Origin of the sequence: Citrobacter sp. Cf088, assembly GCF_030334295.1 — a bacterium.
Lineage (GTDB): Bacteria > Pseudomonadota > Gammaproteobacteria > Enterobacterales > Enterobacteriaceae > Citrobacter > Citrobacter freundii.
Genome location: NZ_JAOWEE010000055.1, coordinates 32,977 through 58,396, shown reverse-complemented (window position 1 = coordinate 58,396; position 25,420 = coordinate 32,977). Strand labels below are relative to the sequence as shown.

Sequence of the window (25,420 nt, the reverse complement as noted above, 5' to 3'; positions counted from 1 at the left end):
TAATTTTCAGCAGAGAGATTATTTTTCATGAAGGTAAATATCGATACCAGCGATATGCTGTATGCCGAAGCCTGGAATGGCTTTAAAGGTACGGACTGGAAAGAAGAAATTAATGTCCGTGATTTTATTCAGCACAACTATACGCCTTATGAAGGGGATGAATCTTTCCTCGCCGAAGCAACGCCTGCGACCACTGCATTGTGGGAAAAAGTGATGGCGGGCATCCGTATTGAAAACTCGACGCACGCGCCGGTTGATTTCGATACTAATATTGCTACCACGATAACCGCGCATGATGCGGGTTATATTGAACAAGAACTGGAAAAAATCGTTGGTCTGCAAACGGATAAGCCGCTCAAGCGCGCTCTGCATCCGTTTGGTGGCATCAACATGATCAAAAGCTCTTTTGATGCTTATGGTCGTGAGATGGATGCTGATTTTGAATACCAGTTTACTGAACTGCGTAAAACCCATAACCAGGGCGTATTCGACGCCTACTCTCCGGATATGCTGCGCTGCCGTAAATCCGGCGTGCTGACCGGTCTGCCGGACGGCTATGGTCGTGGCCGTATCATCGGTGACTATCGCCGCGTGGCGCTGTACGGTATTCGCTACCTGGTGCGCGAGCGTGAACTGCAGTTTGCCGATCTCCAGTCGAACCTGGAGTGGGGCCAGAATCTTGAAGCCACGATTCGTCTGCGTGAAGAGCTGTCTGAGCACCGTCGCGCTCTGCTGCAAATGCAGGAAATGGCTGCGAAGTATGGCTGCGATATCTCCCGCCCGGCGCGTAATGCGCAAGAAGCGGTGCAGTGGGTGTACTTTGCTTACCTGGCTGCGGTGAAATCGCAGAACGGCGGCGCGATGTCGCTGGGCCGTACCGCATCGTTCCTAGACATCTACATTGAGCGCGATTTCAAAGCGGGGATTTTAAACGAGCAGCAGGCGCAGGAGCTGATCGACCACTTCATTATGAAGATCCGTATGGTGCGCTTCCTGCGTACGCCGGAATTCGACACCCTGTTCTCAGGCGACCCTATCTGGGCGACCGAAGTTATCGGTGGTATGGGGCTTGATGGTCGCACGCTGGTGACGAAGAACTCGTTCCGCTATCTGCATACGCTGCACACCATGGGCCCGGCACCAGAGCCGAACCTGACGGTGCTGTGGTCTGAACAGCTACCAATCGCCTTTAAAAAGTACGCTGCCCAGGTGTCTATCATCACCTCGTCTTTGCAGTATGAAAACGACGATTTGATGCGTGCCGACTTTGACAGCGATGACTATGCCATTGCCTGCTGCGTCAGCCCGATGGTTATCGGCAAACAAATGCAGTTCTTCGGGGCGCGTGCCAACCTCGCTAAAACGTTGCTGTACGCAATCAACGGCGGCGTGGATGAGAAGCTGAAAATCCAGGTCGGGCCGAAAACGGCACCACTGATGGATGACGTGCTGGACTACGACACGGTGATGGAGAGCCTGGACCACTTTATGGACTGGCTGGCCGTGCAGTACATCAGCGCACTGAACATCATCCACTACATGCACGACAAGTACAGCTACGAAGCTTCGCTGATGGCGCTGCACGATCGTGATGTCTATCGCACAATGGCCTGTGGTATGGCGGGTCTGTCCGTGGCGGCGGATTCTCTGTCGGCTATCAAATACGCTCGCGTGAAACCGATTCGCGATGAAAACGGCCTGGCAATTGATTTCGAAATCGAAGGCGACTATCCGCAATACGGCAACAACGACGAGCGCGTGGACAGCATTGCCTGCGACCTGGTCGAACGCTTTATGAAGAAAATTAAGGTGTTGCCAACCTACCGTAACGCGGTGCCGACGCAGTCCATTCTGACCATCACCTCCAACGTGGTGTACGGACAGAAAACTGGTAACACGCCGGACGGACGTCGCGCGGGTACGCCGTTTGCGCCAGGGGCAAACCCGATGCACGGCCGCGATCGTAAAGGTGCGGTGGCGTCGTTAACCTCGGTCGCCAAACTGCCGTTCACCTATGCCAAAGACGGTATCTCGTACACCTTCTCCATTGTACCGGCAGCGCTGGGCAAAGAGGATGGAGTGCGTAAAACCAACCTGGTCGGTCTGCTGGACGGTTACTTCCACCATGAAGCGCATGTGGAAGGTGGGCAGCATCTGAACGTTAACGTTATGAACCGTGAAATGTTGATGGATGCCATTGAGCACCCGGAAAACTATCCGAACCTGACGATCCGCGTGTCTGGCTATGCGGTGCGCTTCAACGCGCTGACCCGTGAACAGCAGCAGGATGTTATTTCACGTACTTTCACCCAGGCGCTCTGATGCCGGAGGGACTATGAGAAAAGTTATTGCAACCGAATGTGCGCCAGGGGCGATTGGGCCTTACGTACAGGGTGTGGATCTGGGCAGCATGGTGTTGACGTCAGGTCAAATCCCGGTGTGTCCACAGACCGGTGAAGTGGCTGAAAACGTATCCGATCAGGCGCGTCAAAGCCTGGAAAACGTGAAAGCGATTGTCGAGTCTGCAGGTTTGAAAGTGAGCGATATCGTCAAGACCACCGTTTTCGTTTCCGACCTGAACGACTTCGCCACCATCAATCAGGTGTACCAGCAGTTCTTTGATGAGCATAAGGCAATCTACCCTACGCGCAGCTGCGTGCAGGTCGCCCGCTTACCAAAGGATGTGAAGCTGGAGATTGAAGCCATCGCCGTACGTGGCGACACGCTGTAATCCCTTGCGGGGCGATCTCAGGATCGCCCCGATCCTTAATGAGTGTGAAACCTGGTCTTCACTGAACGGCAATCCGAGGGTGTGGATATGATTAGCGCATTCGATATTTTCAAGATTGGCATTGGACCTTCCAGCTCCCATACCGTGGGGCCAATGAACGCAGGTAAAAGCTTTATCGATCTGTTGGTCAGCAGCGGGGAACTCCCCAAAGCTACGCATATTGTGGTCGATCTTTATGGATCGCTTTCCTTGACCGGAAAAGGTCATGCGACAGATGTCGCCATCATGATGGGACTGGCCGGTAACAGTCCACAAAATGTTAATATAGATTCTATCGCTGGTTTTACTCAGGAAGTGGCCCGTACCGGACGTTTACCGGTTGCAGGGGGCACGCATGTTGTCAATTTCATTCCAGACGAAAATATTCTCTTTCATACCGAAACGCTGCCGCGCCATGAAAATGGCATGCGTATCACCGCATGGAACGGCACCGAGACGCTATTAAGCAAAACCTATTACTCCATCGGCGGTGGTTTTATCGTTGAAGAGGAGCAATTTGGTCAGGCGCATGATGTTGAAGCACACGTGCCCTACAATTTTCATTCCGCCAGCGAACTGCTGAAATTGTGCGAGCGCAACGGGCTGTCTGTTTCCGGCCTGATGATGCAAAACGAACTGGCGATGCGCAGCAAAGAAGAAATCGATGCTGGCTTTGCTGCCATTTGGGACGTTATGCACGCTGGAATTGAGCGCGGCATGAACACCGAAGGCGTTCTGCCGGGTCCACTGAACGTCCCGCGCCGCGCCGTGGCATTACGTCGGTTGCTGGTTTCCAGCGATAACCTGTCCAGCGACCCGATGAACGTTATCGACTGGATCAACATGTTTGCGCTGGCCGTGAGCGAAGAAAACGCCGCCGGATGCCGGGTTGTGACGGCACCGACCAATGGAGCATGTGGGATTATCCCTGCTGTCCTGGCTTATTACGACAAGTTCCGCCGCCCGGTGAATGCAAACTCCATTGCCCGCTACTTACTGGCCGCGGGGGCGATAGGTGCGCTGTATAAGATGAACGCCTCGATTTCGGGTGCCGAAGTGGGCTGTCAGGGTGAGATTGGCGTTGCTTGTTCAATGGCAGCAGCTGGGCTGACCGAGTTGCTCGGCGGTAGCCCGTCTCAGGTGTGTATTGCGGCGGAAATCGCCATGGAGCATAACCTGGGACTGACCTGCGATCCGGTCGCCGGACAGGTACAAATACCGTGTATTGAGCGCAATGCGATCAACGCGGTAAAAGCCGTCAACGCCGCGCGTATGGCGCTACGTAGGACGTCAGAACCACGCGTTTCGCTCGATAAAGTGATCGAGACCATGTATGAGACGGGCAAAGACATGAACGACAAATACCGTGAAACGTCACGTGGTGGTCTGGCTATCAAAGTGATTTGCACTTAACTAAATTTGTGTTTATTTCTCCTTTGGGCGCACTTGAGTGCGCCCTTTTTTTGTTGTGATCCGCTTCAAAAAGGGAAATTAATCCCATTTTGTAAATATAAAATAGAAAAATTTTATTAAACATTATGAAATGAGTGGGTATTTATGTGAAGTTTTTCTCTGACCCTCGGCGTATGATTTCTCCATTCTAACGAACTCGCCTGCACGACTCGTACCGCGTATCGCATTGATGCGGAACGGAAAAATAATAAAACCTTACCCTACATTTTGAGCGAGATTTTTATGGAAACGGCAACGAATAACAGCGTAATACTCGACGCATCTGCTCCGGCGCGTCGGGCGGGGATGACCGAAAGTGAATGGCGTGAAGCCATTAAATTCGACAGCATGGACACTGGCTGGGTCATTATGAGTATCGGTATGGCAATTGGCGCGGGGATTGTTTTTCTTCCTGTCCAGGTCGGGTTAATGGGGCTGTGGGTGTTCTTGCTGTCCTCTATCATTGGCTACCCAGCCATGTATCTGTTCCAGCGTCTGTTTATCAATACGCTGGCTGAGTCCCCAGAATGTAAAGACTACCCGAGCGTGATCAGCGGCTATCTGGGTAAGAACTGGGGCATCCTGTTAGGTGCGTTGTATTTTGTGATGCTGGTTATCTGGATGTTTGTCTATTCCACCGCCATCACCAACGATAGCGCCTCTTATCTGCACACGTTTGGCGTTACTGAAGGTTTACTGTCCGACAGCCCGTTCTATGGCCTGGTGCTGATTTGCATCCTGGTGGCCATCTCGTCACGCGGGGAAAAACTGCTGTTTAAAATCTCCACCGGCATGGTGCTGACCAAGCTGCTGGTAGTGGCAGCGCTTGGCGTATCGATGGTTGGGATGTGGCATTTGTATAACGTAGGTTTACTGCCGCCGATGGCGCTGCTGATCAAAAACGCGATCATAACGTTGCCATTTACGCTGACCTCAATTCTGTTTATTCAGACATTAAGCCCGATGGTTATCTCGTATCGTTCTCGCAACAAATCCATTGAAGTGGCGCGCCATAAAGCCCTGCGAGCGATGAATATCGCGTTCGGCATTCTGTTCGTGACCGTCTTTTTCTACGCCGTTTCCTTCACGTTGGCGATGGGCCATGACGAAGCGGTTAAAGCTTATGAGCAGAATATTTCCGCTCTGGCGATTGCCGCGCAGTTTATCAGCGGTGCGGGTGCTGGTTGGGTGAAAATCGTCAGCGTAGTTTTGAACATCTTTGCCGTTATGACCGCATTCTTCGGCGTCTACTTAGGTTTCCGTGAAGCGACTCAGGGGATCGTAATGAACGTGCTGCGCCGCAAAATGCCAGCCGAGAAAATCAACGAAACCCTGGTTCAGCGCGGCATTATGGTTTTTGCCATCCTGCTGGCCTGGAGTGCAATTGTGCTCAATGCGCCGGTACTGAGCTTCACCTCTATTTGTAGTCCTATCTTCGGCATGGTGGGTTGTCTGATCCCGGCCTGGCTGGTCTACAAAGTTCCTTCACTGCACAAATACAAAGGCGCTTCCCTGTATCTGATTATTATCACGGGCCTGCTGCTGTGCGTTTCTCCGTTCCTGGCATTTTCCTGAGTTATCTGAGCAAAGGTTGTTGTTATGTTTGAGACTACATTGAATCCATTATGGGATAGTTTTATCCGCGCGGTACAGGAAGAGGTTAAGCCTGCGCTGGGTTGTACGGAACCTATCTCTCTGGCGCTGGCGGCAGCGGTCGCATCCTCTGAGCTGGACGGCGCGGTTGAACGTATCGATGCGTGGGTCTCACCGAACCTGATGAAAAACGGCATGGGCGTTACCGTGCCGGGTACTGGAATGGTCGGGTTACCTGTCGCGGCGGCGCTGGGTGCGCTGGGGGGAAATGCCCGTGCTGGTTTAGAGGTACTGAAAGATGCGTCGCCCCAAGCAATCGCTGATGCGAAAGCGATGTTGAGCGCTGGCAAGGTTGCGGTGATGCTGCAGGAACCTTGCGAGGATATCCTCTTTTCCCGCGCGAAGGTTTACAGCGCTGAAGGATGGGCGTGCGTGACGATTGTGGGCGGTCATACCAACATCGTCCACATCGAGACCAATAAGGGTGTAGTGTTCACCACAGAACAGAATACTCAGGAAGAGGAGCTGGAGTCGCCGCTGGCGGTATTGTCTCACACCTCGCTGGAAGAGATTCTGGCGTTCGTGAACGCGGTACCGTTTGAGTCGATCCGCTTTATTCTTGATGCGGCAAAGCTGAACGGTGCGCTGTCTCAGGAAGGGCTGCGCGGTAACTGGGGCTTGCACATCGGAACCACGCTTGAGAAGCAGTGCGCGCGTGGCCTGCTGGCGAACGATCTCTCCACCTCTATTTTGATCCGTACCAGTGCGGCATCGGATGCGCGAATGGGCGGGGCGACGCTGCCGGCCATGAGCAACTCCGGATCCGGCAATCAGGGTATTACCGCGACAGTTCCGGTCATGGTGGTGGCCGAGCACTTTGGCGCGGATGAGGAGAAACTGGCGCGGGCGCTGATGTTGTCTCACCTGAGCGCTATTTACATCCATCATCAGCTTCCGCGTTTGTCTGCGCTATGCGCGGCAACTACGGCGGCGATGGGCGCAGCAGCGGGGATGGCATGGATCGTGGATGGCCGCTACAACACCATCGCGATGGCGATCAGCAGCATGATTGGCGACGTGAGCGGAATGATTTGCGATGGCGCTTCAAACAGCTGCGCGATGAAAGTCTCAACCAGCGCATCTGCGGCGTGGAAAGCGGTACTGATGGCACTGGATGATACTGCCGTAACCGGAAACGAAGGGATTGTGGCGCATAACGTGGAACAATCTATCGCTAACCTGTGTGCACTGGCGTGTCGGTCGATGCAGGAAACCGACAAGCAGATCATTGAGATCATGGCCAGTAAGGCGCATTAATCTCCAGGTCGGGTAAGGCGTTGCCGCCACCCGGCATAAGTCTAAGCCGCCTTTTCAGGCGGCTTCTTCGTCTTCCAGCCGTAGCTCGGCATCGGCCACAATCGCTTCCAGCTCTGTCAGCATTTCTTCATAGCCGAAGGCAACTGTTTCCTGTTTTTTCAGCTCAACCTGCGGCTGGCGTTTTTTTGATGATTTCTTGCTCAATAGTCGTACTCCATTGTTTTCCCTGACTATACGGGCAAATCTATCAGCAAAGCGCGCAGCGGGGTATCGGCGACTAACGTTATGTTAGTTTCGTCACGAATAAATGCCCCATCGCCACAGGTGAGCGCTTCTTTTTCGGCGCCAGACGTCACCGCATGGAATCTGCCGTGAATCGACTGTAAATAAGCGCGTGGCCCATGTAACTGAAAACTCAGCGATTCACCTTGCTGCAGTTCAACGTGGTGCACCCATACCTGTTGGCGCAGATGCAGGCTGCCTTGTTCACCGTCCGGCGAGGCCAGCAGCTGATGCTTACCGGTACCCAGCGTGGCTTTCTGTACGCAGGCGTTTTCACGCTGCGGGCAGGCGTCCAGCCAGAGCTGCATCCGCGTTAACGGTTTGTCTTTGCTGATATTGTGTTCGCTATAGCTAATCCCGGGCTGTGTCGCGAGCAGTAAAACTTCGCCTGCTTTGGCCTTGATATGGTTGCCTTCGCTGTCTCGGTACTCTGCTTCCCCTTCAAGGATCAGATTGACGATATCCACCTTCGGATAGGTCCGTGGCTGGAAAGAGGCCCCCGGTGCCAGAACTTCCTGGTTCAGAACACGCAGCGAGGCATAACCCAGCAGTTTAGGATCAAAATAGTGTCCAAAGGAGAAGGTATAACGGGCCTGCAGCCAGCCGTAGTCTGCTTGCCCGCATTGTTTGGCTGTACGGGTAGTAATCATAGTTCTTGACCTCTCTTTACTTCCTTTTATGTTAAATGGCTAGACGCTGCATTGTTAGCCAGATATTCTGCCTGGTATGTTCAAATTTCCTGAATGAGAACGAGATGGCTAAAGAAAGGGCTTTAACGCTTGAGGCGTTACGCGTCATGGACGCAATAGACAGGCGCGGCAGCTTTGCCGCCGCAGCAGACGAACTGGGGCGCGTGCCTTCCGCACTTAGCTATACCATGCAGAAGCTGGAGGAAGAGCTGGACGTAGTGCTGTTTGACCGTTCAGGCCACCGCACAAAATTCACTAACGTCGGGCGTATGCTGCTGGAGCGTGGGCGCGTACTGCTGGAAGCTGCGGATAAGCTGACTACTGATGCCGAAGCGTTGGCTCGCGGATGGGAAACGCATTTGACTATCGTTACCGAAGCACTGGTGCCAACGGCGGCGTTTTTCCCGCTGATCGACAGACTGGCCGGGAAGGCCAATACCCAGCTTTCCGTTATTACCGAAGTTCTGGCCGGGGCGTGGGAGCGTCTTGAGCAGGGGCGGGCGGATATCGTGATTGCGCCGGATATGCATTTTCGCTCATCTTCCGAAATCAACTCGCGCAAGCTGTACTCACTGATGAACGTGTATGTGGCAGCACCGGATCATCCTATCCATCAGGAGCCGGAACCGTTATCGGAAGTCACCCGTGTGAAATACCGTGGGATCGCTGTGGCGGATACCGCCCGTGAACGTCCGGTGCTGACCGTTCAACTGCTGGATAAACAGCCGCGTCTGACGGTGAGTACGATAGAAGATAAACGTCAGGCGCTGCTGGCCGGATTGGGCGTAGCGACAATGCCGTACCCGCTGGTGGAAGAGGATATTGCAGCTGGTCGACTGCGGGTCGTTAGTCCGGAATCGACAAGCGAGATAGATATTATTATGGCCTGGCGTCGTGACAGCATGGGCGAGGCGAAATCCTGGTGTCTGCGAGAAATTCCCAAGCTGTTTGCGGGTAAATAAGAAATACGCCCCTCCAACGGAAGGGGCGTATTTAAATTCAGGATAACTGTTTGGGGTCAGCGCCGAAGCGGTTACTCCCCGGAGTGCCGTTTTGACAGTTGAAAATAATGATGATTAACCAGCCGACGATCGGGATCAATAGCACCAGCAGCCACCAGGCTGAACGATCGGTGTCATGCAAACGCCGGAACTGTACCGCCCACCACGGGATAAAGACCAGAACCCCGTAAATCGTCGTTAATATGCCTTCTCCTCCGGCGCGTTCCCAGCCAAGCATTCTGTCCAGAATGCCCAGCACGAACGTGAAGATGATGTTGACCAGCACAAACATCCAGTATTCTTTACGACGCGCGCGGCCACCAAACCCAAAGTAGTTCTTTAATACGTTTAAATACCAATCCATTTTTGCCTCGTTCTGCGTTCAATTACTTGTTTTTAAAGCAATCAAATTAAGAATAGCTGCGAATGGAATGCTGGTAAATATTTGTGTTGTTAATTATTTGGCCTCCAAACGGGCAATGCCGATCAGTTAAGCATGTATGGTGAACATGTGATTCTTGCTCAGGGTTCCGTTCACCTCATGTGCGTTGCTTCTCTGATATCTTTATACCCGTGAACGGGCAAGGGAGGCTCACCGCCGCCTCCCTTGCAACCCAGGCTCCCGGCGGGAAAATCGTCGCTGCGCGATGTATTCGTCTTATTCCGTCTGCCTGTCGGGTCGGGGCCGAGCCTGCGTCCATGCAGGCCGTCCCCTCTGCCCGCATCCCTGCGGGCAGCCCCGGTCAGCCGTCAACGCCTCATCGATTTTCAGCCGGACCGGGGTCATCGCTGTAATGCTCTGACTTCCAGTTAAATCTGATTTGCTGTTCAGATATATTCAAAAAAAACGCAGATGGTCAGGTGTGGGCTGGTCCGGCTGAAAATTGCCGACGTGTTTCCGTAAGGCCGGGAGAACCCGCATGGATGCGGGTTCAGGGCGCGTTTTACAGGGACGTTTCCTCGCGCCCGACCCGGTAGCCTGGAGGAATAAGCGGAGGCCAGTGTAAATCAGGCGAAACGCTCGTCACGCCCTTGAGGTTCGCTGAGATCCTGCCACGGGCCGATTGAAATAATACCGGTCGGGTTGATTGTTTTGTGGCTACGGAAGTAGTGATGACGGATATGGTCAAAGTTGACGGTCTCCGCAATGCCCGGCATCTGGTAGATATCGCGCAGAAAACCGTACAGATTCAGGTAATCACTGATGCGGTGTTTGTCGCACTTGAAGTGGGTGACATAAACCGGATCAAAGCGCACCAGCGTGGTCCACAGGCGAATATCGGCCTCAGTTAGCTGGTCACCGGTCAGGAAGCGATGCTGACCCAGGATCTGCTCCAGTCGTGCCAGAGATTGAAAGACTTTTTCCACGGCATCGTCGTAGGCTTCCTGGCTGGTGGCAAATCCCGCTTTATACACGCCGTTATTGACGTTGTCATAAATCCAGCCGTTCAGCTCGTCGATTTTGCTTTGCAGGGCAGGTGGATAGTAATCCCCGGCTTTCGCACCCAGCGCATCAAACGCAGTGTTAAACATGCGGATGATTTCTGCAGATTCGTTGCTGACAATAGTGTGGTTTTTTTTGTCCCACAGTACCGGAACGGTCACCCGACCGCTGTAGTGAGGATCGGCGTGTAAATAGAGCTGATAAAGAAATTCGTGCTGATACAGGGTATCGCCGGTTGCCGCTGGGAAGTTGTCGTCAAAGGTCCAGCCGTTTTCCAGCATTAGCGGATGCACAACGGAAACGGAAATAAACGGTTCCAGCCCTTTAAGTTTACGCAAAATCAATGTGCGATGCGCCCACGGACAGGCCAGAGAAACGTACAGATGATAACGGTCTTTTTCGGCAGCAAAGCCACCTTCACCGGTCTGGCCAGGCGTGCCATCTGCGGTGAGCCAGTTACGGAAAGCCGATGCAGAACGTTGAAATTTCCCACCGGTTGATTTGGTGTCGTACCAAGTGTCATGCCAGACGCCGTCAATCAGTTGTCCCATGATTTTCGTCTCCTCAGATAGCAAAAGCGAGGAGATATCTCCTCGCTTTTTGATGTGTTCAGTATAGTTTGCTTACCACTTTTTATTCAGTACGCGGTCAATACTGAATGCGCCCGGACCGGTGATAGCCAGCAGCAGGAAGCCGCCTGCGATGGTCAGGTTTTTCATAAACATCAGAGAGTTCACACCTTCCGCAAAGTTACTGTGGAAGAGGAACGCCGTCAGCAGCGTGAAGCCTGCGGTGAACAGCGCGGTAGTACGGGTCAGGAAACCGAACAGAATTGCCAGACCGCCGCCAAACTCAAGCAGAATCACCAGCGGCAGCATAAATCCTGGGACGCCCATGGCTTCCATGTACTGTTGGGTACCTGCATATCCGGTGATTTTTCCCCAACCTGCGGTAATAAACAGGATTGGCATCAGAATGCGCGCTACCAGTACACCAACATCTTCTAATTTCTTCATCATACTCTCCAGGAAACCACTCAGGCGGCTTATTGTGTTTTTTGTGCAACGACGCTGCTGAGCGCGTCGTTGCTGTCGATGAAGAGAATAATAAACGTGGCTAATGAGAATTGTTAGCAAGGAAAACTGTCAGTATTTTTCAAAAATTTTGAGGTTGGGAGTAGGGAAGGGATTAGCCGCGCAGTTGCTGCTGTCTGATGGTCGATTTCACCAGACGCCAGATGCTCCAGACGCTAAAGCCGCGTTTGGCCCAGCGGACCAGCAGATTTGGGTTACGGATGGTGCGAACCGCCATAATACTGCTCCCGACTAACACCCAGCCGCGCAGGTTCAACAGCGTCTTCCAGCCACGATCGTAGACCTCGGTGGCTTCCAGCCAGTCGCGGCGAGTAGCAGACAGATCCAGCCGTTGCTGCTGGATCTGTCCAAGCAGTTGCGCCTTACGTTGTTGACGTTCGACTTTACTGCTCATTATGCGTCATCCTCCAGAGCCCGCCTGTCGTTCGCGAGTTCATTGCGCGTATGGCGTAGCAGCGTTGTTTTACGCGCTTTACGCAGCGTCCATATCCCGCCAATCAGCGCTAACAGCAACAGCACTACGGTGGTGGCAATCATGGCGTTCAGGCGGTATTGAGGGTCAATGGCCCAGATGATAAGTACCATCAGGCTCATCAGGCCAAACGCCGCGAACAGCATAGTCAGCCCAAGCATCAGCAGGATCTGGATGAGGTTGGCTTTTTCCTCTTCCAGCTCAACGACGGCCAGCCGCAGCCGCGTCTCTACGATCTCAACGAGAATCGTCAGGATCCGCTGTCCAATACCCAGTACGCCTTTGCCTGGACCTTGTGCGTGTTGAGAATCAGCCATTGTTAACGGCGCGACAGCAGTACACCAAGCACCACACCGACTGCAGCGCCAATGCCGACGCCTGTCCATGGGTTTTCGCGCACGTAGTTATCGGCTTTAGCCGCGGCCTCACGGGTCTGTTTGGCAATCACATCGCTGGTTTCACTCAGACGATGGCGGCTCTCGCGCAGCGCATGTTCGGCTTTGCTGCGAATTTTACTCATCTCTTCCTTCGACTTATCGCCAGAAGAGCTAAGTACTTCTTCAAGCGTATCCGCAAGAGATTTCAGCTCAGCGCGCAGGTTTTCCGTAGCATTATCTTTCGACATAGTTTTCTCCAGTTGAGTGGCTAGTTACCGTACTTAGTAATCGCGGGTCTCGAGTTCTTTTAGCTCTTTCTGAGCTTCAGCAAGCTTGTGTTCGCGCTTTGCGACCTTATCCGCATCGCCTTTTTGCTTAGCTTCGGCTAAGTCACGTTGACGCTCGGCAATCTCATTTTTCTGCTCGGCGATTTTTTTCTGATGGTTGGCGCGCAGTTTGCTGTCAGTACAGTTTGCCCTGACTTCGCTCAGCGCTTTGTTCAGCCCATTGATGCGGCTCTGATTATTGTGTTTTTCGGCATAGCTAATCTCCCGCTGAATGTCTTGTTCTTTTTCCTGACAGAGGGTGTTGGCGTAGCTGCCGGCACTTAGAGCGAAAAGGCTAATTGCCAAAGCGATGCGGTATTTCATTCTTGAACCTTCCATTGTGATTCGACCTCGTCGTTTAGGGTCGATGCTCCAGAATAATAAAACGTTGGGTCATAAGCCCAGTTTATTAATCATAGGCGCTAAACGGTGAAATCACCAAAGTGAGTGATCTAATTCAGATTCCTGGAAATTAACCAAAGCGGTGTGGAGTATCACGTAAGCGGGATAACCACTGCACCGCCTGATTATCATCATCCTGCTGAGCAATAACGAAACCGTGCGGTAACGTTCGGTCCAGCACGACCTTTGCGGCTGCGCTCTGCGCGCTGGAATCAAAGGTAATCAGCAGTGCGTCATTTTGCGGAGTGATGCTTTTAAAACGAATGCCGTTGGCATCCAGGTGATGCCAGATAGAGAAGCCATCAGGCATGCTGGCTCCCTGGTTTACGGCACGAATGGCAAGCGTTGATTCCTGCTGGCGAATGACAGACCAGGTCAGGAGCAACGCGCCAATGAACAACATAAAAGTGGTGGACCAGGCAAGTCGTCGGAGCGTTATGCATGATTTCAGCATAATTTATCCTCGGTTCCCGTATTTCTTCTTCCAAAGAACAACCAGTGAACCTGCCAGACCAAACACCAGTAACACCACAGGAAGCAGCATCAGACAAGACATCAGCTGATCTTCATACTTGAGAAACACCGGCGTTTTGCCCAGCAGATAACCAAGTGTTGTGAGAATCAAAACCCAAAGCAGTCCACTCATCCAGTTGAAGAACTGAAAGCGCGCATTGTTCAGGCCGGACAATCCTGCGATGGTCGGCAGTAATGTTCTGACAAACGCGATGAAGCGACCGACCAGCAGCGCAGACAAACCATGCTTATGGAACAGATGATGCGCGCGCTGATGGTAATGCGCGGGCAGATGAGATAGCCAGTTTTGTACTGTGCGGGTATTCCCCAGCCATCGCCCCTGGATATAGCTAAGCCAGCAACCCAGGCTGGCTGCGGTAGTGAGCAGCAGTACCGTTTGCGGGAAACCCATCGCGCCTTTGGCGATAAGTACGCCGACCAGCACCAGTAGACTGTCGCCAGGTAAAAAGGCCGCTGGCAGCAGTCCGTTTTCCAGAAACAAAATGGTAAATAGTACGAAATAGAGCATGCCAATCATGGAAGGATTGGCCAGCGTTTCAAAATCCTGAGCCCATAAAGCATTCAGTAATTGAGTCAGTAGTTCCATTCAATATTCCTGGAGAATCGGTTGTCGTCATGCCGGTTTTCTGGAGTTTGTAACGCCGCAATTTTATTGGTGTTTTTTACATGGATCGCGGTCTGACACAAATTCACGGCCTGAACTATTCCCTGTAAAGTTGTGAAGTAAGCAAGCTCTCAAACACAAAAATTCAAATAGCATCTAATTGTAACAAAGGTCAACGTTGTCCGTTATAGAAATTACGGTTGTTGAACTGTGATTTTGCTTATCGCAATGGAGGGAGGCGAGAGGATTTACACAGGCTGACACTTTATACCTAATGCTTACCAAGCAGGAGAAACAGGCGCTTTGTCGCGCCTGCATCGAAAAGATTGCTTATTTAGCGCTGTTAACTGCCGTATCGAGATGAACGACCGGATTTTCTGCAAAAAGATAACGATCGGCGTTGAACTCAAAATCATCGCTGGTCTCGTTGAACAACATGATTTTGGTATTCTCCAGGTGTTGCCACATCGCCAGTTTTGCCGCGTTCGGATCTTTACGGATCAGCGCTTTGAGAATTTGATCATGGTCATCACACCAGTTATCGACGGTACGTGCGTCGATATGTTCGTGCAGTTTTTTCCAGTACGGGTTGTGGCTGCGCTGGGTCCACATTTTTTCCACAATGGCGGCCAGCGCTGAGTTCTGCGTGGCTAGCGCGACCTGAATATGAAACTGCAGATCCCATTCGGAATCGCGGAAGCATTTTTCATTCCGCGCATGCTCTTGAATGTCCATCAGTTTCATGATGTCTTGCTTGGTAACCTGCGTAGCAGCAAATTCAGCGATATTGCTTTCAATCAACTGACGAGCCTGAAGCAGCTCGAAAGGACCATAATTGGCGAATTCAAGCGATTCGTCGGTGGCCTGCTGGTGACGGGCCTGGTTCGAAATGACATGAATGCCAGAACCTTTGCGCACTTCTACATAGCCCTCAACTTCGAGCATGATAATCGCTTCACGAACCACGGTACGGCTGACATTTTTTTCATCGGCGATAAAGCGTTCTGCGGGGAGTTTTTCACCCACCAGATAGACGCCCTGCTCAATGCGTTCTTTCAGATCAGCGGCAAGTTGTTGGTACAAACGTCGTGGTTCAGTGATTTCCATATGCGCTCCAGGCATGATACGGCAGACTCTATTTGTTATACCACTTTTACGATTACGGCTCCACTCGCGACGTCAAAAAAGCCGCCAGATAACTGGCGGCTTAGCATGGCAAAACCTTGTTAAATCTTGTCCGGTTAACTTTGCGCAGCGGGATCGCCAGTTTGCGACTCTGACTCTACCTCGCTGGCCGATTTGTTCTGCAATACTGTCCAGATGACTAACGCGCCGAGGAGGTCGAATACCGCCAGTACGGCAAACAGTGGGCTAAAGCCGATGGTGTCAGCCAGTGCGCCGACGACCAGCGCAAACAGCGTACTTGCAAGCCAGGCGGACATACCGGTCAGACCGTTCGCCGTTGCCACTTCATTACGACCAAACACGTCAGAAGAGAGTGTAATCAGCGCACCGGACAGCGCCTGGTGAGCAAAGCCACCGACGCACAGCAGGGCGATAGCAATGTATGGGCTGGTGAACAGACCAATCATCCCTGGGCCAATCATCAGCAATGCACCCATGGTGACGACCATTTTACGCGAAACGATCAGGTTAACGCCGAACCAGCGCTGGAACAGCGGCGGTAAGTAACCCCCAACGATACAGCCCAGGTCAGCAAACAGCATCGGCATCCAGGCAAACATCGCAATTTCTTTCAGGTTAAAGCCGTAGACTTTAAACATGAACAGCGGGATCCAGGCGTTGAAGGTCCCCCATGCCGGTTCTGCCAGGAAACGCGGCAGCGCGATGCCCCAGAACTGGCGGTTACGCAGGATCTGACCGAGCGACATTTTTTTCGAGGTCGCGTTTTTATGCTGTGATTCCTGACCATTCAGAATGTAATCACGTTCTTCATCAGACAGTTTTTTCTGGTCGCGCGGGTGTTTGTAGAACACAAGCCAGCACATCGCCCAGATGAAGCTCAGCGCACCGGAAATAATGAATGCCATCTGCCAGCTGTGCATGACGATGGCCCAGACCACCAGCGGTGGAGCAATCATCGCGCCGATAGAAGAGCCGACGTTAAAGTAACCTACGGCAATTGAACGCTCTTTTGCCGGGAACCATTCAGAACTGGCTTTCAGACCCGCAGGGATCATTGCGGCTTCAGCGGCACCTACCGCGCCACGCGCCAGCGCCAGTCCACCCCAACTGCCAGCCAGTGCGGTCGCACCACAGAAGACGGCCCACAGAACGGCGAACATCGCATAACCCACTTTTGTGCCGAGCACATCGAGCACGTAGCCGGCAACGGGTTGCATTACGGTGTAAGCAGCAGAATACGCTGCGATGATATAGGAATACTGTTGAGTGGAGATGTGTAACTCTTCCATCAGAGTTGGCGCAGCTGCCGCCACAGTGTTACGTGTCAGGTAACCCAGCACGGTGCCAAGTGTCACCAGTGCAATCATGTACCAACGTAACCCTTTAATTTTACGCATGTAAAACCTCATCGTTTTGTTATGTCCGCGAACGAGCGGTCATCTTCCAGTTCAGGGCGGAGGATGTTCTTTTACGAGGGGGGACCGAAAAAAAGCCGGTACACCCCGAACTTTGCCATGTCAATAATTGTGCTAATTCGGTTTCCGTACCGGTCAATCCGATGGATATCCATCGGTAATTTGCATTCCGTCGGCTTATGTATCGCGACGGCCAAAAGATAACTTGTCATACAGCTTTAAAAGGTGAGTGCCATCACAAAAGCGTGAATCTTCGTGTGGTCATTATTTCGATTCAGCAAAGCCAGAACTGGCGCGGCTTGACGCGTGATTTACCTCTTTGAGAGTAATTTTTTTGTCACCATTTGTTGATCTAACTCACGAAAATATCTTCAGTGTATGGAAATTGGTGTGATAACTTTGTCAACATCAAAACATAAGCAATCTGACGCACTCGTTGAGAGGAAGACGATAATGACCCCGTTTATGACTGAAGATTTCCTGCTGGACACCGAATTTGCCCGCCGTCTGTACCATGATTACGCCAAAGACCAGCCGATCTTCGATTACCACTGCCATTTACCACCGCAACAAATCGCTGAAAACTACCGTTTTAATAACCTGTATGACATCTGGCTGAAGGGTGATCACTACAAATGGCGTGCGATGCGTACCAATGGCGTCGCTGAGCGCTTGTGTACCGGCGATGCGTCCGATCGCGAGAAGTTTGACGCATGGGCCGCCACGGTTCCGCACACCATCGGTAACCCGCTGTACCACTGGACCCACCTCGAATTACGTCGTCCGTTTGGTATTACAGGTAAGCTGCTGTCTCCGGCAACGGCTGACGAAATCTGGAACCAGTGCAACGAGCTGCTGGCGCAGGATAAATTCTCTGCGCGCGGAATCATGCAGCAGATGAATGTGAAAATGGTCGGCACTACCGATGATCCGATCGACTCTCTGGAGCACCATGCGGCCGTTGCTAAAGACGGAAGCTTTGATGTGAAAGTGCTGCCGAGCTGGCGTCCGGATAAAGCCTTTAACATTGAGCTGGCGACCTTTAATGACTACATGGCGAAGCTCGGTGAAGTGTCTGACACGGATATCCGCCGCTTCAGCGACCTGCAAGCTGCACTGACCAAACGTCTTGATCACTTCGCAGCTCACGGCTGTAAAGTCTCTGACCATGCGCTGGATGTGGTGCTGTTTGCCGAATCTAACGAATCTGAGCTGGATAGCATTCTGGCGCGTCGCCTGGCGGGTGAAACCCTGAGTGAACATGAAGTGGCGCAGTTCAAAACCGCCGTTCTGGTGTTCCTCGGCGCTGAATACGCCCGTCGCGAATGGGTACAGCAGTACCATATCGGCGCGCTGCGTAATAACAACCTGCGTCAGTTCAAACTGCTCGGCGCGGACGTCGGCTTCGACTCCATCAACGACCGTCCGATGGCGGAAGAGCTGTCCAAACTGCTGAGCAAGCAGAATGAACAAAACCTGCTGCCGAAAACCATTCTGTACTGTCTGAACCCGCGCGATAACGAAGTGCTTGGGACTATGATCGGTAACTTCCAGGGCGAAGGTATGCCGGGCAAAATGCAGTTCGGTTCCGGCTGGTGGTTCAACGATCAGAAAGACGGGATGGAACGTCAGATGACGCAGCTGGCCCAGCTCGGTTTGCTGAGCCGTTTCGTCGGTATGCTGACCGATAGCCGTAGCTTCCTGTCATACACCCGTCATGAATACTTCCGTCGCATTCTGTGTCAGATGATTGGCCGTTGGGTTGCTGCAGGTGAAGCACCGGCAGATATCCAGCTGCTGGGTGAAATGGTCAGAAATATTTGCTTCAACAATGCGCGCGATTATTTCGCCATTGAACTGAACTAAGGCCTGGGTGAAGGTATGCAATACATCAAGATCCATGCGCTGGATAACGTCGCGGTTGCGCTTGCTGATTTGGCTGAAGGAAACGAAGTCACCGTTGATGGGCAGGCGGTAATCCTGCGCCAGGCGGTCTCTCGTGGCCATAAATTCGCCTTATGCGATATTGCGAAAGGCGAAAACGTCATTAAATACGGTTTGCCAATTGGCCATATGCTGGTGGATGTTGCGGCGGGTGAGCATATTCATGCTCACAACACGCGTACCAATCTGAGCGACCTGGATACGTATCGCTACCAACCTGATTTTCAGGCGGAAGTTGCACAACCGGCGGATCGCGATGTGCAGATTTATCGACGCGCGAACGGTGACGTTGGGGTGCGCAACGAACTGTGGATCCTACCGACGGTAGGCTGCGTTAATGCCATGGCGCGCCAGATGCAGAACCGTTTTCTGAAAGAGACTAACGACGCCGAAGGAATCGACGGCGTGCATCTCTTCAGCCACACCTACGGCTGTTCACAGCTCGGCGACGACCACATTAATACTCGCACCATGCTGCAAAACATGGTGCGCCATCCGAATGCGGGTGCGGTGCTGGTGGTTGGTCTGGGCTGTGAAAACAATCAGGTGGATGCTTTCCGCGAAACCTTAGGCGAGTACGATCCTGATCGCGTTCACTTCATGGTCTGCCAGCATCAGGAAGACGAAGTGGAAGCGGGGATTGAACATCTTCACCAGCTGTACAACGTGATGCGTAACGATAAGCGTGAACCGGGTAAGCTGGGCGAGCTGAAGTTTGGTCTGGAATGCGGTGGCTCTGACGGCCTCTCCGGTATTACCGCCAACCCGATGCTGGGCCGTTTCTCCGACTACGTGATTGCTAACGGCGGAACTACAGTGCTGACCGAAGTACCGGAAATGTTCGGCGCCGAGCAGCTGCTGATGGACCACTGCCGCGATGAAGAAACGTTTGGCAAGCTGGTCACCATGGTTAATGACTTCAAGCAGTATTTCATTGCCCACGACCAGCCGATCTACGAGAACCCATCGCCGGGCAACAAAGCGGGCGGTATTACCACGCTGGAAGATAAATCTCTGGGCTGCACGCAAAAAGCAGGCTCCAGTCAGGTGGTGGACGTGCTGCGCTACGGCGAGCGTCTGAAAACCCACGGCCTGAACCTGCTGAGCGCACCGGGCAACGATGCCGTCGCCACCAGCGCGCTGGCGGGCGCGGGCTGTCATATGGTGTTGTTCAGTACCGGTCGCGGTACGCCGTACGGTGGTTTTGTACCGACGGTGAAAATTGCCACCAACAGCGAGCTGGCAGCGAAGAAAAAGCACTGGATCGATTTTGACGCTGGACAGTTGATCCACGGTAAAGCGATGCCTCAACTGCTGAGCGAGTTTGTCGATACGATCGTTGAGTTCGCCAACGGTAAGCAAACCTGCAACGAGCGCAACGATTTCCGGGAACTGGCTATCTTTAAAAGCGGCGTAACGTTGTAATTACCCTTCATCTTTTGCACCACAGCTGTGTTGGCTGCGTTCGCCCACCCCGGTCACTTACTCATGTAAGCTCTCGGGGATGTGCGAACTTGCCGCCTTGCTGTAGCACAAAATCTTTTGGGTAAGTTTGTTTATGGTGGAATCTAAAAACGGCGTTTCATAATATGGAGCGCCGTTTGTTTTTGCATTACCTGACAAGGATCATTCATGACCGCGTATTGGCTGGCCCAGGGCGTAGGTGTCATCGCCTTTCTGATCGGCATTACCACCTTTTTCAATCGCGATGAGCGCCGCTTCCGGCTGCAACTTGCTGTCTATAGCGCCACCATTGGCGTGCATTTTTTTCTGATGGGCGCCTGGCCCGCGGGAATGAGCGCAGAACTCAACACCATCCGCACACTTGTCTCAATGCATACCCGCAAACTGTGGGTGATGACCGTTTTTATTATCCTCACCCTGGTTCTCGGTCTGGCGAAATTACAGCATGCGATGGAGCTGTTACCGATAATTGGCACGCTGGCCAGCACCTGGGCGCTGTTTCGCTGCAAAGGGTTAACCGTGCGTTGCGTAATGTGGTGCGCAACCGCCTGTTGGGTTATCCATAATTTCTGGCTGGGATCGATTGGCGGGACGATGATCGAAGGGAGTTTTCTGGTGATGAATGGCCTGAACATTATTCGCTTCCGGCGGATGCAAAAACGCGGAATTGATCCGTTCAAAATTGAAAAAAGCGTACAAGAAAAGAGCCCCTCCGCCCGATAACGGAGGGGCGCAGGGATTAGCCGCGCAGGGCGTTGTTTGCCAGACGCTCGTCTTCAGCCTGGCAGGCTGCCGCGGTAAACAAGACATCTGTAGAAGAGTTCAGCGCCGTTTCACAGGAATCCTGCAATACGCCGATGATAAAGCCGACGGCAACTACCTGCATGGCGATATCATTCGGGATACCGAACATATTACACGCCAGTGGGATCAGCAGCAGAGATCCACCCGCCACGCCAGATGCGCCACAGGCGCAAAGCGAAGCCACCACGCTCAGTAATAGCGCCGTCGGTAAATCGACCGGAATACCCAGCGTGTTCACCGCCGCCAGCGTCAGCACGGTAATGGTGATCGCCGCACCCGCCATATTGATGGTGGCGCCCAGCGGGATAGATACCGAGTAGGTATCACGATCCAGATTCAGCTTCTCACATAGCGCCATATTCACCGGAATGTTGGCGGCAGAGCTGCGGGTAAAGAAAGCGTACACGCCGCTTTCGCGCAGACAGGCCAGCACCAGCGGATACGGGTTACGGCGAATTTTCCAGAAGACCAGCAGTGGGTTGACCACAAACGCCACCAGCAGCATACAGCCTACCAGCACGGTCAGCAGTTGAGCGTAGCCCCACAGCGTGGCAAAACCGGTGGTTGCCAGCGTGGATGAGACCAGACCAAAGATACCGATTGGCGCGAAACGAATCACCAGCTTTACCATAAAGGTGACGGCGTTGGACATATCATTGACCAGATTTTTGGTCGTTTCATTACCGTGGCGCAGTGCAAAGCCCAGACCAACGGCCCAGACCAGAATACCGATATAGTTAGCGTTAAGCAGGGCATCAATTGGGTTAGAAACCATGCTCATCAGCAGGCTACGCATTACTTCAACGATGCCGGACGGTGGCACAATATCGCTGGCGCTGCTGGAAAGATGCAGTGTTGATGGGAAAGCAAAGCTGAAGACAACGGCGGCTAATGCCGCTGAAAATGTTCCGAGCAGGTAAAGGAACAGAATGGGGCGGATATTGGTTTTTTGCCCGTGCTGGTGGTTGGCGATAGAGGCCATGACCAGCATCAGAACCAGAATTGGCGCGACAGCTTTTAATGCGCCGACGAACAGCGTACCCAGTAAACCAACGGCTTCTGCCGCAGGTTTTGACACCAGTGCCAGTAAAATCCCCAGTACCAAACCGATCAAAATTTGTTTAACCAGGCTCCCTTGCGCCAAACGCGAGAGTAGCCCCGATGAACGTTGCGTAGTCATGTAGTGATCCTTTCATTGTGTTGTTGCCTTACCTTTGTGCGTTCTGTTGACGCATCTTTCAGGATGGGGCAAATGTTTGCATGGCTGAGTATAAGGAAAGAACGGGGTTCTGGAAGCGAAATATACTGGATTCCGCGCTGAGATCATATTTTATAACCTTGAGTTAACATTTTTTTGACATGATAGACAAAAAGCCCGACGCACGCAGTGTGCTGTCGGGCTTTTCAGCTAGCAGATGAAACTTACTGTATTTGCTGCTTTTTATCGTGCTGGTGGTTGACCCATGCGTTAACAATCAGCGTCACAAACAGAATGCCAAATACCACGCCTAACGAGATAGCGATCGGGATATGGTAGAAATCGACGATCAGCATCTTAATACCGATAAACACCAGAATGACTGACAAGCCGTACTTCAGCATGGAGAAACGTTCTGCCACGCCCGCCAGCAGGAAGTACATCGCACGCAGCCCCAAAATAGCAAACAGGTTCGAGGTCAACACGATGAACGGGTCGGTGGTAACCGCAAAGATAGCCGGAATACTGTCGACGGCGAAAATCACGTCGCTCAGCTCAACCAGAATCAACACCAACATCAGCGGCGTGACAAACAGCAGACCGTTTTTACGCACGAAGAATTTTTCATCTTCGATGGTATCGGTCATGCGCAAATGGCCGCGCAGCCAGCGTACTAACGGTCTGTCGCCGATACCGGAGGCATCTTCTTTCGCCAGCGCCATCTTCACGCCGGTAAACAGCAGGAACGCGCCGAACACGTACAGCAGCCACTCAAACTGGGTGATAAGCCAGCTGCCGGCGAAGATCATGATCGTACGCAGAACAATTGCTCCCAGCACGCCATACACCAATACCCGGCGCTGCAACGCAGGCGGCACTGAGAAGTAGCTGAAGAGCATCAACCAGACAAAGACGTTATCTACTGCCAGCGATTTTTCGATCAGATAGCCGGTCAGGAACGCCAGTGCCTGTGGGTCGGCAACGGCGCGGCCCTGGGTTTCCGCCAGGTACCACCAGAAGGCGGCGTTAAACAGTAGCGACAGCGTTACCCAGACGATTGACCAGGCCGCAGCCTGTTTCATCGACATCGTATGTGCGCCACGACGACCCTGCAACAGCAGGTCGATGGCCAGCATAATTACCACTACGACAGCGAAGCCACCCCATAACAACGGTGTGCCGACAGTATTCATTGTATTTCCCCATGCATAAAAAAAACGGCCAACGCCGAATGACGTTAGCCGCTGCTTTTTATGCATAGACCTTGCCATTCGGCAAGGTCTCACTTACAACAACAAAGGAATACGATGGCGTATTCCTTTGTTATCGCCCGGTGACCGGATGTGGTTTTTCACACATCGTAATGACGATCAACCGACAACGAAGTTACTCCCCTTTGCGGGTTACAAAATATTACAGGCCATGCATTCAGTCAATGGCCTGCAACATTCCATTTACACACTTTTACGCAGTCAGCGAGGTTACCGTTTCGTCTGCAGGGAAAACCACGCCGGTCTGGCGGCGAATCTCCGTTTGCAGTTTAGCGGTGATACGGCTGACGGCCAGTGCCGGGTGATCCACTTCGCCGGATTCAACCAAATGGGCAAAAGCCTCTGCCTCATACAGCATAGTATTGATGTGTTGAGGCGTCGTCAGATCCTGCGTTTTTCCCCCGCGTGGAACGAAGCACACCTTTTGGCATTCGGAAATATGCTCGATGACCAGCGATCCCGACTCGCCCTGAATTTCACTGGCTAATACTGAATCGCTTACTTTTGAGTGCTGGAGCGTAACGCTGAAATCACCGTAATTCAGCACCACCACACCGTGGGCATCCACGCCGCTTTCCAGCAGGCTGGCGCTGGCCTGAACGCTCTGTGGTTCGCCCCACAGCGCAACCGCCGAGGCCAGGCAGTAAAAACCGATATCCATAATCGAGCCATTGGAGAACGCCGGATTAAACGTGTTCGGATTTTCACCATCCAGATAGCGCTGGTAACGCGAGGAGTACTGGCAGTAATTGATAAATGCCTTCCTGATTTTTCCAACTTTTGGGAGCGATTGCTGTAACAGCAGGAAGTTAGGCAGGCTGGCGGTTTTAAACGCTTCAAACAGCACGACCTGGTTTTCACGTGCGCAGGCGATAGCGGCTTCGGCTTGCGCCAGGTTGGAGGCCAGTGGCTTTTCGCAAATAACATGCTTTTTGTGCCGCAAAAACAGCTCGGTCTGCGGGAAGTGCAGGGAGTTTGGACTGGCGATGTAGACGGCGTCGATCGCCTCGCTTTGCGCCATCGCTTCCAGCGAAGTAAACAGATGCTCGACGGGATAATCGTTGGCGAAGGTCTGTGCCTGCTCAAGGCTACGAGAATAGACTGCGGTTAACTTATACTTGCCGGTTTCATGGGCGGCATCGACAAACTGGCGGGTGATCCAGTTTGTGCCAATTACTGCGAAACGTATCATAAAGGCCTTCAGGCTGCGAAAAGGGATTCTTTCGTCAATTTAGCATGCCCTGAAGACAAAGCCAGTGCGCGACTACGCAGTTTGCTTTAACGATTGTTGCGTTAACCACAGGCGGGTATCGAACTCCAGTTGGTGATACTGAGGCTCCATATGACAGCACAGCTGGTAAAACGCTTTGTCGTGTTCTTTTTCTTTCAGATGCGCCAGTTCATGAACGACAATCATACGCAAAAAGGGTTCGGGGGCATTGCGAAAAACGGTCGCCACGCGGATCTCCGCTTTAGCCTTGAGCTTTCCGCCCTGCACGCGAGATACGGCGGTATGCAGTCCCAGCGCATTCTTCAGAACGTGGATCTTGCTGTCATACATGACTTTATTCAGCGGCGGGGCGTTACGCAGAAACTGATTTTTCAGATCCTGAGTATATTGCCAGAGCGCTTTGTCGGTCGCGAAGTCATGCGTACCCGGATAGCGCTTCTCCAGCACTGCGCCCAGGCGTTGCTCAGCAATCAGCGTTCTCACCTGAGAAAGTAAATTCTCCGGATATCCTTGCAGATAGATCAACTGACTCATTAGTGCCCCATATAAAGTATAAAAAGTGTATACTCACGCACCCTTTTCAGGGATAC

Annotated in this window: 26 protein-coding genes; 9 read left to right on the top strand and 17 right to left on the bottom strand. The window is 52.6% G+C overall.

What is annotated here, in order from left to right; translation table 11 throughout:
• Positions 1–27: 27 nt before the first annotated feature.
• The 5 genes from pflB (at position 28) to OGV71_RS19915 (ending at position 7,132) form a co-directional block, all read left to right on the top strand.
• Positions 28–2,322, top strand: coding sequence for a formate C-acetyltransferase (pflB, locus tag OGV71_RS19935; RefSeq protein ID WP_003024871.1), 2,295 nt, complete (start codon positions 28–30; stop codon positions 2,320–2,322).
• 13 nt (positions 2,323–2,335) lie between these two features.
• Positions 2,336–2,731 (top strand): enamine/imine deaminase, encoded by a 396-nt coding sequence (locus OGV71_RS19930; RefSeq protein ID WP_003024870.1) that lies wholly within the window; start codon positions 2,336–2,338, stop codon positions 2,729–2,731.
• Positions 2,732–2,818: 87 nt separating this feature from the next.
• Positions 2,819–4,183: an L-serine ammonia-lyase gene (gene tdcG / locus OGV71_RS19925; protein ID WP_286533909.1), complete on the top strand. Its 1,365-nt coding sequence runs from the start codon at positions 2,819–2,821 to the stop codon at positions 4,181–4,183.
• A 282-nt stretch (positions 4,184–4,465) separates the two neighbouring features.
• Positions 4,466–5,797, top strand: coding sequence for an SLC5/6 family protein (locus OGV71_RS19920; protein ID WP_003841510.1), 1,332 nt, complete (start codon positions 4,466–4,468; stop codon positions 5,795–5,797).
• Positions 5,798–5,821: 24 nt separating this feature from the next.
• Positions 5,822–7,132: an L-cysteine desulfidase family protein gene (locus OGV71_RS19915; RefSeq protein WP_086504594.1), complete on the top strand. Its 1,311-nt coding sequence runs from the start codon at positions 5,822–5,824 to the stop codon at positions 7,130–7,132.
• A gap of 54 nt (positions 7,133–7,186) precedes the next feature.
• On the opposite strand, the gene OGV71_RS19910 is transcribed toward OGV71_RS19915, so the two are convergent.
• Entirely contained in the window at positions 7,187–7,336 is a 150-nt protein-coding gene (locus OGV71_RS19910) for a protein YhaL (protein ID WP_003841507.1), read from the bottom strand.
• Between the two features lie 26 nt (positions 7,337–7,362).
• Complete coding sequence (locus tag OGV71_RS19905; protein WP_003024860.1) at positions 7,363–8,064, bottom strand: pirin family protein; 702 nt, start codon at positions 8,062–8,064, stop codon at positions 7,363–7,365.
• A 104-nt stretch (positions 8,065–8,168) separates the two neighbouring features.
• Between OGV71_RS19905 and yhaJ the strand changes: the two genes are divergently transcribed.
• The gene (yhaJ, locus tag OGV71_RS19900; RefSeq protein WP_003024855.1) at positions 8,169–9,065 is read left to right on the top strand and encodes a DNA-binding transcriptional regulator YhaJ; all 897 of its coding nucleotides are present in this window, start codon (positions 8,169–8,171) and stop codon (positions 9,063–9,065) included.
• Between the two features lie 37 nt (positions 9,066–9,102).
• Here the strand turns inward: yhaJ and OGV71_RS19895 are convergent, their stop codons facing one another.
• From OGV71_RS19895 to OGV71_RS19845, 11 genes are all read right to left on the bottom strand, one after another.
• Positions 9,103–9,468: a DUF805 domain-containing protein gene (locus OGV71_RS19895; protein ID WP_130715090.1), complete on the bottom strand. Its 366-nt coding sequence runs from the start codon at positions 9,466–9,468 to the stop codon at positions 9,103–9,105.
• A 644-nt stretch (positions 9,469–10,112) separates the two neighbouring features.
• Positions 10,113–11,099 (bottom strand): glutathione S-transferase family protein, encoded by a 987-nt coding sequence (locus tag OGV71_RS19890; RefSeq protein ID WP_204583250.1) that lies wholly within the window; start codon positions 11,097–11,099, stop codon positions 10,113–10,115.
• A gap of 72 nt (positions 11,100–11,171) precedes the next feature.
• Entirely contained in the window at positions 11,172–11,564 is a 393-nt protein-coding gene (locus OGV71_RS19885) for a DoxX family protein (protein ID WP_003024847.1), read from the bottom strand.
• Positions 11,565–11,736: 172 nt separating this feature from the next.
• Positions 11,737–12,036 carry a YqjK-like family protein gene (locus OGV71_RS19880; RefSeq protein ID WP_003024845.1) on the bottom strand — a complete coding sequence of 100 codons (300 nt, stop codon included), beginning with the start codon at positions 12,034–12,036 and terminating at the stop codon, positions 11,737–11,739.
• On the bottom strand, positions 12,036–12,431 hold the full coding sequence (locus OGV71_RS19875) for a phage holin family protein (RefSeq protein ID WP_003024834.1): 396 nt from the start codon (positions 12,429–12,431) through the stop codon (positions 12,036–12,038). The genes OGV71_RS19880 and OGV71_RS19875 overlap by 1 nt, the downstream gene beginning before the upstream one ends.
• 2 nt (positions 12,432–12,433) lie before the next feature.
• Positions 12,434–12,739, bottom strand: a complete 306-nt coding sequence (locus tag OGV71_RS19870) for an ElaB/YgaM/YqjD family protein (RefSeq protein ID WP_003024832.1) — start codon at positions 12,737–12,739, stop codon at positions 12,434–12,436.
• 33 nt (positions 12,740–12,772) lie between these two features.
• Complete coding sequence (locus OGV71_RS19865; protein WP_003024825.1) at positions 12,773–13,141, bottom strand: DUF1090 domain-containing protein; 369 nt, start codon at positions 13,139–13,141, stop codon at positions 12,773–12,775.
• Positions 13,142–13,289: 148 nt separating this feature from the next.
• The gene (gene mzrA / locus OGV71_RS19860) at positions 13,290–13,658 is read right to left on the bottom strand and encodes an EnvZ/OmpR regulon moderator MzrA (protein ID WP_162838710.1); all 369 of its coding nucleotides are present in this window, start codon (positions 13,656–13,658) and stop codon (positions 13,290–13,292) included.
• Positions 13,659–13,676: 18 nt separating this feature from the next.
• Positions 13,677–14,339, bottom strand: coding sequence for a DedA family general envelope maintenance protein YqjA (gene yqjA / locus OGV71_RS19855; RefSeq protein ID WP_003024820.1), 663 nt, complete (start codon positions 14,337–14,339; stop codon positions 13,677–13,679).
• A gap of 348 nt (positions 14,340–14,687) precedes the next feature.
• Positions 14,688–15,464, bottom strand: a complete 777-nt coding sequence (exuR, locus tag OGV71_RS19850) for a transcriptional regulator ExuR (protein WP_003024817.1) — start codon at positions 15,462–15,464, stop codon at positions 14,688–14,690.
• A 134-nt stretch (positions 15,465–15,598) separates the two neighbouring features.
• Entirely contained in the window at positions 15,599–16,900 is a 1,302-nt protein-coding gene (locus OGV71_RS19845) for an MFS transporter (protein WP_003024814.1), read from the bottom strand.
• Between the two features lie 471 nt (positions 16,901–17,371).
• On the opposite strand from OGV71_RS19845, the gene uxaC reads away from it, so the two are divergent.
• The 3 genes from uxaC to OGV71_RS19830 all read left to right on the top strand — a co-directional run bounded on the left by uxaC (position 17,372) and on the right by OGV71_RS19830 (position 21,049).
• Positions 17,372–18,784: a glucuronate isomerase gene (uxaC, locus tag OGV71_RS19840; RefSeq protein WP_003024811.1), complete on the top strand. Its 1,413-nt coding sequence runs from the start codon at positions 17,372–17,374 to the stop codon at positions 18,782–18,784.
• A gap of 15 nt (positions 18,785–18,799) precedes the next feature.
• The gene (locus tag OGV71_RS19835) at positions 18,800–20,287 is read left to right on the top strand and encodes a UxaA family hydrolase (RefSeq protein WP_204583251.1); all 1,488 of its coding nucleotides are present in this window, start codon (positions 18,800–18,802) and stop codon (positions 20,285–20,287) included.
• Positions 20,288–20,494: 207 nt separating this feature from the next.
• On the top strand, positions 20,495–21,049 hold the full coding sequence (locus OGV71_RS19830) for a YgjV family protein (protein ID WP_003024807.1): 555 nt from the start codon (positions 20,495–20,497) through the stop codon (positions 21,047–21,049).
• A 16-nt stretch (positions 21,050–21,065) separates the two neighbouring features.
• Here OGV71_RS19830 and sstT read toward each other — a convergent pair whose 3' ends face one another.
• From sstT to OGV71_RS19810, 4 genes are all read right to left on the bottom strand, one after another.
• Entirely contained in the window at positions 21,066–22,310 is a 1,245-nt protein-coding gene (gene sstT / locus OGV71_RS19825) for a serine/threonine transporter SstT (protein ID WP_032950278.1), read from the bottom strand.
• Between the two features lie 242 nt (positions 22,311–22,552).
• Positions 22,553–23,521: a TerC family protein gene (locus OGV71_RS19820; protein WP_003828551.1), complete on the bottom strand. Its 969-nt coding sequence runs from the start codon at positions 23,519–23,521 to the stop codon at positions 22,553–22,555.
• Positions 23,522–23,792: 271 nt separating this feature from the next.
• On the bottom strand, positions 23,793–24,791 hold the full coding sequence (locus OGV71_RS19815; RefSeq protein ID WP_003846207.1) for a Gfo/Idh/MocA family protein: 999 nt from the start codon (positions 24,789–24,791) through the stop codon (positions 23,793–23,795).
• Between the two features lie 72 nt (positions 24,792–24,863).
• Positions 24,864–25,364 carry a M48 metallopeptidase family protein gene (locus tag OGV71_RS19810; RefSeq protein ID WP_003024792.1) on the bottom strand — a complete coding sequence of 167 codons (501 nt, stop codon included), beginning with the start codon at positions 25,362–25,364 and terminating at the stop codon, positions 24,864–24,866.
• Between the last annotated feature and the right edge of the window lie 56 nt (positions 25,365–25,420).

Coding starts and splice junctions, on each gene's coding strand:
- pflB (WP_003024871.1), top strand. CDS start 28: ATGAAGGTAAATATCGATACCAGCGATATGCTGTATGCCGAAGCCTGG.
- OGV71_RS19930 (WP_003024870.1), top strand. CDS start 2,336: ATGAGAAAAGTTATTGCAACCGAATGTGCGCCAGGGGCGATTGGGCCT.
- tdcG (WP_286533909.1), top strand. CDS start 2,819: ATGATTAGCGCATTCGATATTTTCAAGATTGGCATTGGACCTTCCAGC.
- OGV71_RS19920 (WP_003841510.1), top strand. CDS start 4,466: ATGGAAACGGCAACGAATAACAGCGTAATACTCGACGCATCTGCTCCG.
- OGV71_RS19915 (WP_086504594.1), top strand. CDS start 5,822: ATGTTTGAGACTACATTGAATCCATTATGGGATAGTTTTATCCGCGCG.
- OGV71_RS19905 (WP_003024860.1), bottom strand. CDS start 8,064: ATGATTACTACCCGTACAGCCAAACAATGCGGGCAAGCAGACTACGGC.
- yhaJ (WP_003024855.1), top strand. CDS start 8,169: ATGGCTAAAGAAAGGGCTTTAACGCTTGAGGCGTTACGCGTCATGGAC.
- OGV71_RS19895 (WP_130715090.1), bottom strand. CDS start 9,468: ATGGATTGGTATTTAAACGTATTAAAGAACTACTTTGGGTTTGGTGGC.
- OGV71_RS19890 (WP_204583250.1), bottom strand. CDS start 11,099: ATGGGACAACTGATTGACGGCGTCTGGCATGACACTTGGTACGACACC.
- OGV71_RS19885 (WP_003024847.1), bottom strand. CDS start 11,564: ATGAAGAAATTAGAAGATGTTGGTGTACTGGTAGCGCGCATTCTGATG.
- OGV71_RS19880 (WP_003024845.1), bottom strand. CDS start 12,036: ATGAGCAGTAAAGTCGAACGTCAACAACGTAAGGCGCAACTGCTTGGA.
- OGV71_RS19875 (WP_003024834.1), bottom strand. CDS start 12,431: ATGGCTGATTCTCAACACGCACAAGGTCCAGGCAAAGGCGTACTGGGT.
- OGV71_RS19870 (WP_003024832.1), bottom strand. CDS start 12,739: ATGTCGAAAGATAATGCTACGGAAAACCTGCGCGCTGAGCTGAAATCT.
- OGV71_RS19865 (WP_003024825.1), bottom strand. CDS start 13,141: ATGAAATACCGCATCGCTTTGGCAATTAGCCTTTTCGCTCTAAGTGCC.
- yqjA (WP_003024820.1), bottom strand. CDS start 14,339: ATGGAACTACTGACTCAATTACTGAATGCTTTATGGGCTCAGGATTTT.
- exuR (WP_003024817.1), bottom strand. CDS start 15,464: ATGGAAATCACTGAACCACGACGTTTGTACCAACAACTTGCCGCTGAT.
- OGV71_RS19845 (WP_003024814.1), bottom strand. CDS start 16,900: ATGCGTAAAATTAAAGGGTTACGTTGGTACATGATTGCACTGGTGACA.
- uxaC (WP_003024811.1), top strand. CDS start 17,372: ATGACCCCGTTTATGACTGAAGATTTCCTGCTGGACACCGAATTTGCC.
- OGV71_RS19835 (WP_204583251.1), top strand. CDS start 18,800: ATGCAATACATCAAGATCCATGCGCTGGATAACGTCGCGGTTGCGCTT.
- OGV71_RS19830 (WP_003024807.1), top strand. CDS start 20,495: ATGACCGCGTATTGGCTGGCCCAGGGCGTAGGTGTCATCGCCTTTCTG.
- sstT (WP_032950278.1), bottom strand. CDS start 22,310: ATGACTACGCAACGTTCATCGGGGCTACTCTCGCGTTTGGCGCAAGGG.
- OGV71_RS19820 (WP_003828551.1), bottom strand. CDS start 23,521: ATGAATACTGTCGGCACACCGTTGTTATGGGGTGGCTTCGCTGTCGTA.
- OGV71_RS19815 (WP_003846207.1), bottom strand. CDS start 24,791: ATGATACGTTTCGCAGTAATTGGCACAAACTGGATCACCCGCCAGTTT.
- OGV71_RS19810 (WP_003024792.1), bottom strand. CDS start 25,364: ATGAGTCAGTTGATCTATCTGCAAGGATATCCGGAGAATTTACTTTCT.